At 72.9% G+C, this 13,267-nt stretch carries 10 protein-coding genes; 1 reads left to right on the forward strand and 9 read right to left on the reverse strand.

Features of this window, described 5'->3' with window-relative positions; genetic code table 11:
- Window positions 1-11: 11 nt before the first annotated feature.
- The 4 genes from AB0B94_RS26745 to AB0B94_RS26760 all read right to left on the reverse strand — a co-directional run bounded on the left by AB0B94_RS26745 (window position 12) and on the right by AB0B94_RS26760 (window position 6,634).
- The gene (locus AB0B94_RS26745; protein ID WP_357286105.1) at window positions 12-3,722 is read right to left on the reverse strand and encodes a S8 family serine peptidase; all 3,711 of its coding nucleotides are present in this window, start codon (window positions 3,720-3,722) and stop codon (window positions 12-14) included.
- 251 nt (window positions 3,723-3,973) lie between these two features.
- Window positions 3,974-4,582, reverse strand: coding sequence for a bifunctional 4-hydroxy-2-oxoglutarate aldolase/2-dehydro-3-deoxy-phosphogluconate aldolase (locus AB0B94_RS26750; protein WP_357286108.1), 609 nt, complete (start codon window positions 4,580-4,582; stop codon window positions 3,974-3,976).
- A 68-nt stretch (window positions 4,583-4,650) separates the two neighbouring features.
- On the reverse strand, window positions 4,651-5,607 hold the full coding sequence (locus AB0B94_RS26755; protein ID WP_357286111.1) for a sugar kinase: 957 nt from the start codon (window positions 5,605-5,607) through the stop codon (window positions 4,651-4,653).
- A 163-nt stretch (window positions 5,608-5,770) separates the two neighbouring features.
- The gene (locus AB0B94_RS26760) at window positions 5,771-6,634 is read right to left on the reverse strand and encodes a S1 family peptidase (RefSeq protein ID WP_357286114.1); all 864 of its coding nucleotides are present in this window, start codon (window positions 6,632-6,634) and stop codon (window positions 5,771-5,773) included.
- 170 nt (window positions 6,635-6,804) lie between these two features.
- Between AB0B94_RS26760 and AB0B94_RS26765 the strand changes: the two genes are divergently transcribed.
- Window positions 6,805-7,989, forward strand: a complete 1,185-nt coding sequence (locus AB0B94_RS26765) for a low temperature requirement protein A (protein ID WP_357286117.1) — start codon at window positions 6,805-6,807, stop codon at window positions 7,987-7,989.
- Between the two features lie 10 nt (window positions 7,990-7,999).
- Here the strand turns inward: AB0B94_RS26765 and AB0B94_RS26770 are convergent, their stop codons facing one another.
- The 5 genes from AB0B94_RS26770 to AB0B94_RS26790 all read right to left on the reverse strand — a co-directional run bounded on the left by AB0B94_RS26770 (window position 8,000) and on the right by AB0B94_RS26790 (window position 13,265).
- Window positions 8,000-8,572, reverse strand: a complete 573-nt coding sequence (locus tag AB0B94_RS26770) for a nucleosidase (protein WP_357286120.1) — start codon at window positions 8,570-8,572, stop codon at window positions 8,000-8,002.
- Between the two features lie 37 nt (window positions 8,573-8,609).
- Window positions 8,610-11,288, reverse strand: a complete 2,679-nt coding sequence (locus tag AB0B94_RS26775) for an Hsp70 family protein (protein WP_357286123.1) — start codon at window positions 11,286-11,288, stop codon at window positions 8,610-8,612.
- A gap of 102 nt (window positions 11,289-11,390) precedes the next feature.
- Complete coding sequence (locus AB0B94_RS26780; protein WP_357286126.1) at window positions 11,391-11,849, reverse strand: GNAT family N-acetyltransferase; 459 nt, start codon at window positions 11,847-11,849, stop codon at window positions 11,391-11,393.
- Between the two features lie 10 nt (window positions 11,850-11,859).
- Window positions 11,860-12,672: a TetR/AcrR family transcriptional regulator C-terminal domain-containing protein gene (locus tag AB0B94_RS26785; RefSeq protein ID WP_357286129.1), complete on the reverse strand. Its 813-nt coding sequence runs from the start codon at window positions 12,670-12,672 to the stop codon at window positions 11,860-11,862.
- A 41-nt stretch (window positions 12,673-12,713) separates the two neighbouring features.
- Window positions 12,714-13,265 carry a DinB family protein gene (locus AB0B94_RS26790; protein WP_357286132.1) on the reverse strand — a complete coding sequence of 184 codons (552 nt, stop codon included), beginning with the start codon at window positions 13,263-13,265 and terminating at the stop codon, window positions 12,714-12,716.
- Between the last annotated feature and the right edge of the window lie 2 nt (window positions 13,266-13,267).

The following is a 13,267-nucleotide window of genomic DNA, read 5'->3' on the forward strand; positions in this document are numbered from 1 at the left end:
CCGCAGTGCTGTCAGCGCAGGCCGAACGCCCGGCTGATGCTCTGACTCACGGTGTTGCCGGCGTTGTCCCGCGCCGTGGCGCGCAGGCTCACGAAACCGGCCTTCGCCGGCGCGGCCAGCGAGGTACGCCAGCCGTCGCCGTGCCGGGTCAGCCGCTGCTTCTGCCAGGTCGCCCCGTCGTCGTAGGACACCTCGACGGTCACCGCGTTGATGGTGCCGGTGACGCCGGGCAGGTGGGAGGCGACAACTGTCAGCGGCGCCCGCCGCGACGCAGTGCCGGCGGAGTCGATGGCCACCTGGTAGTCCAGCTGGATCATCGGCAGCGCCTCGGCCGACTCCTCCCCGGTGACCGCCGAGTGGAAACCCCACTCGGTGCGGGTCTGCCGGGAGTACGGGTTGGTCCACGCGGCCCTGTCGTTCTCCACCACCAGCCGGTACGGCAGTCGCTGAGACGCCAGCCCGGAGACCTGGAGGTACTCGGCGTTGCCCCAGTTCAGCTCCTTGTCGCCCTGGTAGAGGGTGGTCCGGTTGACCATGTCGTAGTTCGCGTACGCCTCACCGATGTGTCCGCCCCCGTCGCCCCACCCGGGCGCGGGCAGGTAGACGGTGTCCAGGTACCGGACCGGCACGTAGCTGCCGCCCATCCGGGGTCGCTGGATCGGCCCGAACCAGGTGACGGTGCTCGGCTTGCCGGCGGGGTACGTGGTCGCCGCCATCAGGTGCTGACCGGTCTCGCCGGCGATGAACGCGTCGTCGATCCACAGTTGGTCGGCGCTCACCCAGTCGGTGCGCCGGCCCTGCGCCGGGGCCGGTTCCTGGTTGCTCGACGCCCAGCCGCGCCAGACGTCGGTGCGGAACTCCAGCGCCTTGCCCTGCCGGTAGTTGCGGAACTCCACGTCGACCCGGGCCAACTCCCGCTTCGTGGGCCGGTAGGTGGGGTCGGCCGGCACCGTGCCGGTCCAGTGGTGCGCCACGTCGTACAGGTAGTCGGTCTGCGGGTGCGACTCGACGGTGAGCCGCACCGCGCCCCGCTCCAGCGCGGCGATGAGCTGCCCACCCTCGTCGGCACCGAGGGTGGCGACGGTAACCGGGGCCGGGCTCTCCGGGCTCCACGCGAACTCGTCCCAGGGCTGGAGCCGCCCGACGCCGTCGTTAACCACGAGCAGCAGCTTCGCTCCGGCCGCCGCGGCGACCTGCGCCTGGGTGGCGATGTCCACACTGTCACTGCGGCGCACCACCACGGCCCGGTCCCGGACCGGACGCTTGGCCAGCCCCGCCGCCGAGGCGTCGGCGACGTAGACCGCGTCGAGCTGGCGACGACCGGCCGGCAACGCCGGGGTCGCCCGCTTCACCAACAGATCGTCGTACGAGCGACCGCCAGCCGAAACGGTCAGGGCCGGCTGCTCCAGCCGCCACCGGGCACCGAACTCGAACTCGCCGTCGGTCACCGGACGGCTCGTCGGCAACGCCCACATGCTGTCGTACGAGTCGTCGGGCAGCACCTGACTCTCGGTGAGACCGTTCTTCGTGGACCGGTGGATGTCCATCCGCAGCGCGCTGGCGGTGGCCTCCTGCGGCATCCGGGCCTGCACCTGTCGGGCGGCGCGCGCGTCCAGGGTGACGGTGCGGTCGCGGTCCAGGTTCACGTCGGTGAAGCTGAGCATCGCCATGCCCTTGGAGTGCGGCCCGTGCGCGCCGCGCACGTCCGCGGAGATCCAACCGTTCCAGCTTCCCACCGGTAGCCGCAGCGTGGCGGTGCCGCTCTCGGGCAGGTCCACGGCGGTGAAGAGGGTGTCGGCGGTGAGGATGACCTTGCCGACGAGCGGCTTGCCGTCCCGGTCCTTGGCGACAAGCGTCAGGTTCTGCCGCTGACCCTCCTTGCCGGCCCCGATCAGGGTGCGGCCACGCACCGCACCGGTGTCGTCGGTGGCGACGACCATGCCGCTGACCTGCTTCTCCACCGGCAGCTTGTCGTACTCGGCGGTCACCGTCACGGTGGCGGTGCCGCCCGCGGGCACTGTGACCCGGTCGGCGGAGAGCGCGAACAGTCCGGCCGGCGCGGTGGCCGCGTCGACTGCCAGCTTCAGGGCCACCGACGTGCTGCCGATGTTGGTGTAGGTGACAGTACGGTCGACGGTAGCGCCCGGCTGCTGCGGCCACGCCTGGAAACCGGAGTAGGCACTCGGGGTGGCGAAGACCGTGGCGTGCGCGGCGGCGACCGCGTCGACCCGACCGGCACCCGCCTGGTACGGGGTGTACTCGGGGGTGGCCTTGACCGTGCTGACCAGCGCTTCCTTGATCCGCTGACCGGTCCAGTCCGGGTGCGCGGCGGCGACCAGCGCGGCAGTGCCGGCAACGTGCGGGGTGGCCATCGACGTGCCGCTCATCAGCGTGTAGTCGCCGGAGCCCCGCACGAGGTGCGAGCGGGCCGCCAGGATGTCCACGCCCGGGGCGGTGACCTCGGGCTTGAGCCCGCCGTCGCCGGCGCGTGGCCCCTGGCTGGAGAAGTCGGCGAGGTGGTCGGTGCTGTCGACGGCACCGACGGTGAGCGCGGAGTTGGCCGCACCCGGGCTGCCGATGCTCGCCGGGCCGCTGTTGCCGGCGGCGATCACGAAGAGGGCACCGGTCTCGGCGCTGAGCCGGTCGACCGCCTGGCTCATCGGGTCGCTGCCGTCGGTGGACTCGCCGCCCAGGCTCATGCTGACCACCCGGGCCTTCTGCTCCCGGGCCGCCCACTCCATGCCGGCGATGATCCAGGAGTCCTGCCCGCTGCCCTCGCTGTTGAGCACCTTGCCGATGTGCAGCCGGGCACCCGGGGCGACGCCCCGCTCGGCGCCACCAGACGCGGCGCCGGTGCCCGCGATCGTCGAGGCGACATGCGTGCCGTGGCCCTTGTAGTCGAGGATGTCGGGCTCCTCGGGCACGAAGCTGCTGGACTCGGCGATCTGACCGACGAGATCAGGGTGTTCGGCGTCCGCACCCGAGTCGAGCACCGCGACGTCGACACCGGAGGCGGTGTTGCCCTCGGCCCACAGCTTCGGCGCGCCGATCTGCGCTGTCGACTCGGCCAGGTCGGCGTGCACCCGACCGTCCAACCAGACCTTGGCGATGCCGCCTGCCAGGGTCGGGGCGTCACCCGTACGCCGGGTCGAACCGGCGGTCAGCGCGGTCCAGAACCGGTCGGCGGTGGCCCGCTGGCGGGTCAGCGCCGCGCCCTGCACGCTGTCCAACTGGCGGACCAGTTTGGCGCCGTCCACGGCAGGACGGGTGCGGTTGCGGGCCGCCGCGTCGGTCATCGTGACAATCAACGGAAGCGCGTCGGTGTGCGCGTCGTCGTAACCGTCGGCGATGAGGTCGGTGACGTTGAACAGTTGCCGGTCCAGCACGCCGCTGGTCACATAGGACAGCGCGGCGTCCGGGTAGACGTAGGTGTCGCCGTCGCGCACGGTGCGGTGGAAGCTCGGGGTGCTGCCGTCCGGCCGGCGCACCGTCGACACCGTGCTGCCGTCCGCCGCTGTGGTGACGGTGACCGTGTCACCGGTGATCAGGGTGACGGTGGACGCGCGCCCGGCGGCGGCCGGGGGTTGACCCGCCGGGCGGTCGGGGTTGTTCGGCGGGGCGGCGCCCGCTCCCGTGCCGGGTGGTGTGAACCCGGCCGCCAGGGTGAGGGCGGCGCCGAGGGCGATCAGCCCGGATCGGCGACGCCGGTGAGACAGAGCCACGATGACCTCTTTGTGTCGAGAAGTGGTACGCACCACAGCATCGACGCAGACCCCACCCCAACCCCGCCCCCAACCCCGACGCACTTACGCCATGGCACAACCCCGCCACGACCCCGCCCCCTCCCCGCGCGCCACCACCCCACCTCGCGCGCCGATCTTGCACTTTGTGTCGCGACCAACGTGGCGAATCAGGACGTATCGGCGACCGTAAGTGCAAGATCGGCGCGGCGGGGGGGCCGGGGCGGGGCGGGTTAGAGGGTGGGGCGGGTTAGCTTGGCTAGGGCGTCGAGTTGGGTGGGGTCGGAGAGGGCGGATCCGACGGCCACCACACGTACGCCTGCTTGCAGGAACGCGTCGGCGTTGCCGGCGTCGAGGCCGCCGGTGGCGACGAAGCGCAACTGCGGCAACGGGCCGGCGACGGCCTTGAACCAGGCCGGCCCGAGCGAGATCGCGGGGAACGCCTTGAGCCAGGTAAGGCCGTGCCGCAACGCCTGCTGGGCCTCGGTCGGGGTGGCCACACCGGGCAGGTGCGGCAGGCCACGCGCGGCGGCGGCGTCGGCGACCGCGAGGTCCAGGCCGGGCGCGACGGTGAACCGGGCGCCCGCGTCGGCCGCCGCGGCGACCTGTTCGACATCGAGCACGGTGCCGGCGCCGACGATCCGGTCGCGCTCGGCGCCTGCCTCGACGGCGGCCCGCAGCGCCGGCACCGCGTCGGCGGTGGCCACCGGCACCTCCACCACGTCGATGCCGAGATCCCAGGCACGCTCGGCGAGCCGAACGGTTTCGGCGACCGGCAGGCCGCGCAGGATCGCCATCACCCGGGCGCCGCCGAAGATGTGGTCGAAGTCCGGTGTGGTCATGGTGCACTCCATCCGAGGTCGCGGTGGGGACTGTTGCTGCTCATCGGGTCGCAACCCGAGGACCCGACTCAGGTCGTCGCCCCCGGGCCGGTCAGGTCGAGTGGCGACCAGGCGTCGGCGGGGGCGTCGATGAGTTTCTCGAACCAGGCCCACTGCGGGACCGGGGCGTTGTCGCCGCTGCTGGTCAACGCCTGCGCCGCGACGAGGTGACCGAGGCGCAACCGCCGCACCGGGTCGAGGCCGCGCAGCAGCCCGGCCAGGTAGCCGGCGGCGAAGGCGTCTCCGGCGCCGACCGGCTCCACCACGGTCACCCGGGGCGCGGGCACGAAGACCGGTTCGGCGTCGCGGACCAGTGCGGTGGCGCCCACCGCGCCGTCCTTGACCACAACCGTCTCCGGATCGGGCAACAGCTCGCGTACGGCCGCCGGGTCGGTGGTGCCCCACAGGGTCTCCGCCTCGTCCTGCCCGACGAAGACGAGGTCACAGCGGTTGGCGAGGTCGCGCAGCACCGGCGCGGCCTGCTCGGCGGGCCACAGCCGGGCCCGGTGGTTGACGTCGAAACTGACCAACGCCTGCGCCAGCGGCCGGTCGGTCACCGCGTGCTCGACCAGCGCCCGGCAGGACGCGGACAGCGCGGGGGTGATTCCGGACAGGTGCAGCACGTGGGCACCGGCCAGCGCCGGGTCGGCCAGCGTAGCGGGGTCCATCCGGGCGGCCGCCGACCCGGCCCGGTAGTAGTGCACGGCGGTCCCCTCCGGGCCCGGGTCCTTGACGTACAGGCCGGTGGGGGCGGCCGGGTCCACGCACACCTGGTCGACGCGGACGCCGGCGGCGGCGACGTGCCGGATGACGGCCCGACCGAAGGGGTCGTCGCCGACCCGGCTCACCCAGGTCGTCAGGTGTCCCAGGCGGGCCAGGTAGCCGGCCACGTTGGACTCGGCCCCACCGACCGAGACGGCGACCCGTTCGGCGTGCTCCAGCGGCTCACCCGGCGCGGGGCAGAGCACCACCATCGTCTCCCCCACGGCGGCCACCTCGATCGACGGGAGGCCTGCCGGAACACTCGGCCGGTCAGGTCGGGGGGCGGTCGGCATCGGGCACACGTCCTCGCGGCGGGGGTGCTGGGCGTCGCCGAGCCTAGGTGTCCCGCGCGGGACGGGCAACCCGTCGCACGTCACACCTCTACGCTCAGGGCAACGTCAGCCCGTACGCGGCCAGCACCTCAGCGATCGGCTGGTAGTAGGTGGTGCCGCCGGCGGTGCAGTTGCCGGTGCCACCGGAGAGGATGCCGAGGATCCTGCCGGTGGAGGCCACGTAGAGCGGTCCGCCGCTGTCCCCGGGCTCGGCGCAGATGTTGGTGCGGATCAGGCCGTAGATCACCCCGGTGGCGTAGTTGACCGTCTGGTTGAGGCCGGTGACGGTGCCGCAGCGCACGCCGGTGGTGCTGCCGCTGCGGCACACCGCCTGACCGATGTACGCGTTGCCGGGGCCATTGATGGTCAGCAGACCGGGGTGGGTGTAGACCGCGCTCGGATGGGCGATCAGGCCGCTGTAGCGGATCAGCCCGTAGTCGTTGGTGGGGTAGCTGGTGGCGGTGCGGGTGCCGAGCACTGTGGTCTGGGCGCTGTCGGCGTACCAGGTGGTGGCGGCGGCGGTGCAGTGCCCGGCGGTGATCACGTAGTAGGTGCTGCCGCTGCGGGCGTTCGCGCCGAGCGAGCAGCGCGCGCCACCGCCACCGTAGATGCTCTGCCCGCCGGCGATCAGGGGGCGCAGCGTTCCGGGTTCGCGGCGCAGCAGCACGCCGGCCCGGTCGGTCACCGCCCGCAGTGCGGCCAGTTCGCTGGAGGTCACGGTGTCGTCGACGGTGAGGGTCATCCGGCCGGTGGCGGGGTCCAGACCCCAGGCGGTGCCCGTGGTGCGTACCCCGCTCAGCGTGGCCGTCGGGTCCGCGGCGGGCGCGGCGGCCCGGTCGGGGACGGCGGCCTGCGCCGCGCCGGGCGCGACGAGCAGCAGGGTGCTCAGGACGAGGGCGGCCAGCGGGGAGCGGCGCATCCGAACCTCCAGGGAGATCGAAATTGATGGATGCAAAAAAGCATCGCCCGGTGCCCGACGTCGTGGCAACCTCCGGCCGCCCTCTTCCCCGACCGGCGGGAATCGCCGATCCGGGGACGGGCCGCGCCGGCACCGCCGATAATCCTCGGAGACACGGCGGGAGGCCGGGCATGACCACCGGAGGAACCGCGGCACTGGTACGCCGGCCGGACGGTTCCACGCGGGCCACGCTGCTGGAGTTGCTCTTCGACGTGGTCTTCGTGGCCTCGCTCGCGCTGACCTCGACCCTGCTCGCGGAGGTCCACAACTGGTCCGCCGCGGCGATGGTCCTGCTGATGCTGACGGCGATCTGGTGGACCTGGTCGGTCACCTCCACCACCACCGAGTTCTACGACCCGCAGCAGCGCCCCATCCAGACCATCCTGATGGTCGCCATGGTCGGTTCGGTGGGGATGGCGGCATCGTTGCCGATGGTCTCCAGCGGGCACGCGATGGTCTTCGCGATCTCCTACGTCGGCACGCACGTGATCCGCGGCGTCATCCTGGTCACGACGTTGTACCGGAAGCGACACCGGTTGGCCATGGTCCGGGCCACCCGGTTCTTCTTCTGGTTCGTGGTGTCCGGTGTCTTCTGGATCACCGGCGCGGTGTCCGGCACTGTGAACTGGGCCCTCTGGACCATCGCCATCACGATCGACCTGATCTCCGCGGCGGCCCGCTACCCCACGCCCTGGCTGGGCCGGGTGCCCTCCGAACAGTACGAGCGAACCACAGCACATCTGGGCGAGCGGTACCAGCAGTTCATCATCCTGGCCCTCGGCGACATCATCCTGGTTCCCACGCTGCAGGTCAGCCGGGGCCCGCTGGCCGGGCTCCGGGTCACCGCGCTGTTCTGCGCGTTCGCCATCATGCTGCTGCTCTGGCAGGTCTACGTCTTCCGGGCCGGCGAGCTGCTGGAGGCCGGGGCCGGGCCGAAGTCGGGCAAGCCGGCGCGAGTGGCTCCGTACACCCATCTGGTGATGCTCGCCGGGGTGGTCGCCACTGCGGCCTCGTTCGACCTGGTCGTCACCCGGCCGACCGGCACCACGCCGGTGGGGTGGCTGTTACTGATCCTGGGCGGCCCGGCGCTGTTCGTGATCGGCCGCGTCCTGTTCACCCTGCTGGTGTCCAGGCTCGTGCCGTGGCGGCGAATGCTCTGCCTCCCCCTGCCGCTGCTGACGCTGCCGTGGGCCGGCCGATGGCCGCCGCTGCTGGTCACCACAGTCGTGGCGCTCACGTTGGCGGCGCACATCCTGGTTCCCGGAGCGGTCCGGGAGACCACACCGGGCCTGCGGCTGCGGCAACCCGACGACTGACCCGCCGCGCTCAGCCGAAGTGTCGACCGGCCCAGTCGGCCAGGTCCCGGGCGCACGCGTCCACCGACTCCTGCCAGGTCCGGGCCGCGCCCTCCCCCGCCTCGTCGCTGACCTGCTTGATCAGCCGGCACGGCACGCCGGCCTGCGCCGCGGCCCAGGCCACCGCGTACCCCTCCATGTCGACCAGGTCGGCGCGCTGCGCCAACCGGTCCCGCTCCGCGTCGTCGGCCACGAAGGTGTCACCGGTGGCCAGCACCGCGCCCTCGGCGGCCAGCGACAGCGGCGCCCCGTAGGTCTCGCCGGTGAGCGTGCGCAGCAGGTCGGTGTCCAGGTCGTGCTGGAAAACCGTGGCGACCTCGTGGATGCCGGCCCAGCCGGGACGCAACGCGCCCGCCGTACCCAGGTTGAGCAGCAGGGTGGGGCGCGGCCCGGCGGCCAGCACCGCTGCCACCGCGCTGGCGGCGTTCACCTTGCCCATGCCGGTGAGCAGGACCGGCAGCTCGGGCGGCAGGTAGCGGGCCTCCTCCCCAACGGCAAGAACCACCAACGGACGATCGGCGCGGACCGTACCTCGAAGATTCACCGGAGCATCGTACGAGCCGACCGGTGGGCCGTTGACGTCAGTCGTCGGAGAAGCGGTACAGCACGAAGTCCTTGTCCGCGCCGCAGGCGATCACGTGGGTGTTCCACGAGCAGGACGAGCTGCGCACGTCCTTCAGCTCACCCAACTCGTCGACCTCCCCGGACTCGGCCCACACCCCGGCCAGCACCCGGTTGTCAGCGACCACGCTGGGCGCCTTGGCGAAGACCAGCAGGTTGCCGGCGTCCAGACGGACAGCCACCCCGCCCCGGTCCCGCAGCACCGGCTTGCCGGCGGCGTCGAAGACGGTGACGGTCGGCTCCGGCAACTCCCGCTGGGCGAGCACCTGCTCACCCAACGGGACCAGGCCGGTCACGCCCGGTGCCGACCACCTGATCATGCGCTCGCCCTCGGTGGCCGCGACCACCTCGGTGCGCGCGACGTCATTGTCCGGAACCTGCAACAGGCAGGCCCGCCGCTCACCGCAGGCGACCAGCTCCTTCGGGCGGAACGCGTCGTTGCCGGAACGGTGCAGCACCACCGGCTCGGCGTCGGAGCCCAGGTCGTACGAGAGCAGCTGGTAACCACCCTCGTTGGCTGCCACGTACAGGCGGTCCTCGTGGGCGACCACCAGGTCGTCGAGGTCGGCGACGCTGCCCCACTGGCGCAGCACCACGCCGGACGCCATGTCGAGCAGCCGCACCGACCGGTCCGCACCCACCTGCACCAGTCGCCGCCCCTTGCTCACCCACGGGTTGCGGGGCGTGCCGTCGAGGAAGGCCGGCCCGCCCGCCGCCGCGTCGGTGCCGACCGGCCGGACCACGGTACGGCCACCGGCGTACTGGCCGCGGGGGTTGGGCTGCTTCCACTTCGCCGAGCCGTTGGTCAGGCGCAGGCCGACCAGTTCGTCAGCGGCCCGGTCCACCACCACCGCGGTGTCGTCGGTGAAGTAGACGTCGTCGTCACCACGCAGAGCGCGTTGCCAGCGCTGCTCGCCGCTACGACCGTCGAGGACGGCCAGCGGTCGGGGGGTGCTGTCGCCCGGCGCGTCGGCGAGGACCGCCACCGCCCCGGGGACGGCGATGATCGCCTCCCAGTCGTCGGCCCGCACGTCGGTCTGCTCGCGCCACACCTCGCGGCCGTTGCCCGCGTCGACGGCCACCACCTCGAGCCGGTCGTCGGGCAGCGGAAACGCCAGGTAGGCCCGGTCGTCGAGCACAGCAGTCCACATGCCGACCGGCCGTTCGGCGCCGGCCGACAGCCGGGACAGCTCGCGCAGCGAGGCGAACTCCAGATCCGGGTAGCGGTCCCGGGTCAGGTAGAGCGTCGCCGCGGTGGCCACCCCGCCCAGGGCCAGCACCGCGCCGAGCACCACCCAGCGCGCCCTCCGCCAGTGGGTCGCGCCGACAGGTGGCGTCGGGCTGGCGCCAGCCAGGCCCGGCCCGGGGGGCGGACCCGCCGGTGGGGTGGGTCCCGGCCAGGGCTGCGACGGTACGACCGGCGCGGGCGCTCCGGCCGGGGCGGGCGGGCTGACCGGAGCAGGCGAGGGTGGTGCGAGCGACGGTCCCGCGTACGCCGGGACGGGCAGCGGCAGGTCGGTCAGGGCGCCCTCGGCCACCGGCAATTCGGGCTGGTCCAGCACCGTCGGCGCGATCCCCAGCTCGGCGTGCAGCATGCGGGCCACCAGCGGGATCCGCGACGACCCGCCCACGAGGAACAGCCCGTCGAGCTGATCGGGGCGCAGCCCGGCGGCGGCGATGACCTCCCGGGCCCGCTGCACCGCCCGGCGCAGCAGCGGTGTGGCCACCCGCTCGACGTCCGCCCGGGTCAGCTGGATCGTCTCGGTGACTCCCGGCACCGCGACCGGGGCGACAGCAGACCGGGACAGGGTCTCCTTCGCACCCCGTACCTCGTCCCAGAGCCGGACCTGGTCGCGGCGCTGCGCCGGATCCACCGGCCGGGTGAGCCGGGCCCACTGCGCGGCGTGCCGCTCACCGACCAACTCACCGACCCGCCGCACCAACGCGGCGTCGAGGTCCAGGCCGCCCAGGTCGGGCAGGCCACCGTCGGCTACCACGCTGAAGCCGGAGTCCCCCCAGGGGTCGGCGCCCTCGTTGCGCAGCACCGCGACGTCGAGCGTCCCGCCACCGAAGTCGAAGACCGCTATCGCCCCGCCGACCGGCACCGGACGGTGCAACACCTGCGTGTAGTAGCGGGCGGCGGCCACCGGCTCCCGCAACAGCCGGGTGCCCGGCGGCGTCGGCCCGGCCAGTGTGTGCTCGGCCGCCTGCGGCCAGCCCGCCCGCAGCAGCGCGTCGGCGAGGACCTGTCGCCGCGTCGCGTCCCAGGCGGCCGGGTAGGTCACCACGGCGGGCGGCAGGAAACCCACAGCGCCCACGGCCGCGCGGCCGACCGTCGCCAGCACCGCGGCGAGCAGGTCGGCCGGCGGGTACGCGCGGTCGCCGAGCTGCACCGTCGGCTCGTCCACCCGACGCTTCGGGTTCGCCTCGAACCGGGCCGGGTCGGCCTGCGCCAACCGGCGCGCGTCCCAGCCGGTGTGCAGGGTGCCGTCCGCGTCGGCGTAGACGGCGGACGGACTGAGCGGTTGACCGTCCATCAGCAGCGGACGGGTCCGCCCGTCCGGCCAGCGCAGCACCGCGACCGTGTTGGACGTACCGAGGTCGACGCCGAGAGCGAAACCCTCGTGCTGGCCTGCCATTGCCCGATACCTCCGCCGCGACGAGGGGAACTCGACCCCGCATCGTACGCAGGCCCCGCCGCACTGCTGATCACTCGGTCCGGGGTGGTCGACGGCGTCCGATCAGTGGGTGGAGTGCTCGCCCACCACCTCGTCCTCGCTGGTCTCCCCGGTCAGCCGGAACCCGAGCTTCAGGTAGAACCGCTCCGGGCCGTCCGGCCCCGGCTTCCACGTGGTGTAGACGCGGTAGTGCCCACGTCGGCGGGCCTCGTCGCGGACGGCCTGCACCGCGAAGCGGCCGTATCCCCGCCCCTGGTGCTCGGCGGCGATGTTCAGCCGCCACAGCCCCGAGCGCCTGTCGTCCGGGTGGGCGGGATCCCACACGATGTCGAAGAAGCCCATCAGGAAGCCGACGATCTCGTCATCCTCGACGATCAGACGCGGCCACGCGATGTCGGGCTGCACGTACGCCTCGGCGAGGGACCAGGCGACCGGAGACGCGAACTTCTCCTGGTCGGGCCGCACGCTCACCCGGCACGCGGCATCCACATTGTCTTGAGTGACCTTCACCAGTCGCGGCACGCCGGCAACCCTACCGAGACGGGCCGCGCAACAGGCCGTCGAGCAGCCCGCGCAGGCCGAACTGGAACCACGTGTCCAGGTCGGTGTCGGGTCTGGTCTGCCCGGCCGCGACCAGCCACTGTCGGTTGCGGGTACGACCGGTCCGTTCCAGCCGGGTCAGGGTCGCCGACCACCAGGCGTGGTAGGTGCTGTCGACGGGATCGCGCCGGATGAGCAGGGCCATGCCCTGGATGTAGCCGCTGAGCGCCAGGTAGGCGCGGAACGCCTCGGCCGGGTCGTATCCGGCGCTGCCGAACGCCGCGACCACCCGGTCGACCATGGCGAGTACCGCCGGTCCGGTCGGCGGTCGGTCGGTGGCGAGGATGGCCAGCAGCCAGGGATGGCGGCGGTACATCGCCCACTCGTCCTCGGCCAGCCGTTCGAGCCGTTGTCGAGAATCAGGCGGTAGTGGCGCGGCGCCGGGCGGGCGGGTGGCGGTGATCCGCTCGGCCATGGCGGCGAGGAGGTCGGCCCGGTTCCGGACGTGCCGGTACACGGCGTGGGCGGGCAGGCCGGCGCGTTGGGCGAGGACCCGCAGGGAGACGGCGTCCAGGCCGCCGGCGTCCGCCAGCTCGACAGCGAGGGCGACAAACCGGTGGCGCGGGTCGCCGCCGGTCGGCGCGGGCAGGTCCGGCAATCGACGCGGCGTGCTGGTGGGGCCGTGCTCACGACGCCTGCGGTACGCGCGGGCCTGGCAGCGCCGGGAGCAGTAGCGGCGCGGGCGTCCCCGGCCGGCGCCGGCCGGCAACTCCGCCTCGCACTCGACACACCGGACACTGAGCACGCCGCCTCCAGTTCCTCACGGCACCGCCTGTGCCGAAAGTACTACCGGCGAGCAGCCGGGCCACCCCGATCGGTCCATGCGGCGCGGAGCAGTCGGAGCTGGCCGATCTCCGCGACGTTCTTCATCAGCTCCGAGTTGACCCAACCGACGGTGTGCGTGACGGTGTGGTCGGTCCCGTCCGGCCAGGGGAACGTCGCGATGCGGTCGAGGTCGCTGTCACCGAGCTGGTCGAGCAGACCCAGCCACTCGGTGCGCAGGCCCCGCAGCCAGGCGACACTCGGCTCGCCCGGGCCGGGCCAGACAACAGCCGTGCGCTGCCGGGCTGATCCACCCCGGAGATGGTCCATCGCCACTGTCCACCACCAGCCGACATGCCAGCTGAGCCAGCCGATCGTCGGCACCGGGACCGGGTCGGGTTCGGTGTCGGCCCAGTCCGGGGTCCACCTGCCGTCGGCGCTCTGCCGCACCGACCAGCAGTGGTCGGCCGGCTCCCAGAGGAAGTCAGCGGGATCGAGTCGCTCAAGGTGGTACTCGAACAGCGACCACGTCAGGTCGAACTGCGAGCGCAGGATGGCCAGGGGCGCTACGGACATCC

Origin of the sequence: Micromonospora sp. NPDC048986 (genome assembly GCF_040649335.1) — a bacterium.
Taxonomy (GTDB): domain Bacteria; phylum Actinomycetota; class Actinomycetes; order Mycobacteriales; family Micromonosporaceae; genus Micromonospora; species Micromonospora alfalfae.

Excerpts from the sequence above, each read along its gene's own strand:
- AB0B94_RS26790 (WP_357286132.1), bottom strand. The coding sequence starts at position 13,265 with ATGTCCGTAGCGCCCCTGGCCATCCTGCGCTCGCAGTTCGACCTGACG.
- AB0B94_RS26765 (WP_357286117.1), top strand. The coding sequence starts at position 6,805 with ATGACCACCGGAGGAACCGCGGCACTGGTACGCCGGCCGGACGGTTCC.
- AB0B94_RS26775 (WP_357286123.1), bottom strand. The coding sequence starts at position 11,288 with ATGGCAGGCCAGCACGAGGGTTTCGCTCTCGGCGTCGACCTCGGTACG.
- AB0B94_RS26750 (WP_357286108.1), bottom strand. The coding sequence starts at position 4,582 with ATGACCACACCGGACTTCGACCACATCTTCGGCGGCGCCCGGGTGATG.
- AB0B94_RS26760 (WP_357286114.1), bottom strand. The coding sequence starts at position 6,634 with ATGCGCCGCTCCCCGCTGGCCGCCCTCGTCCTGAGCACCCTGCTGCTC.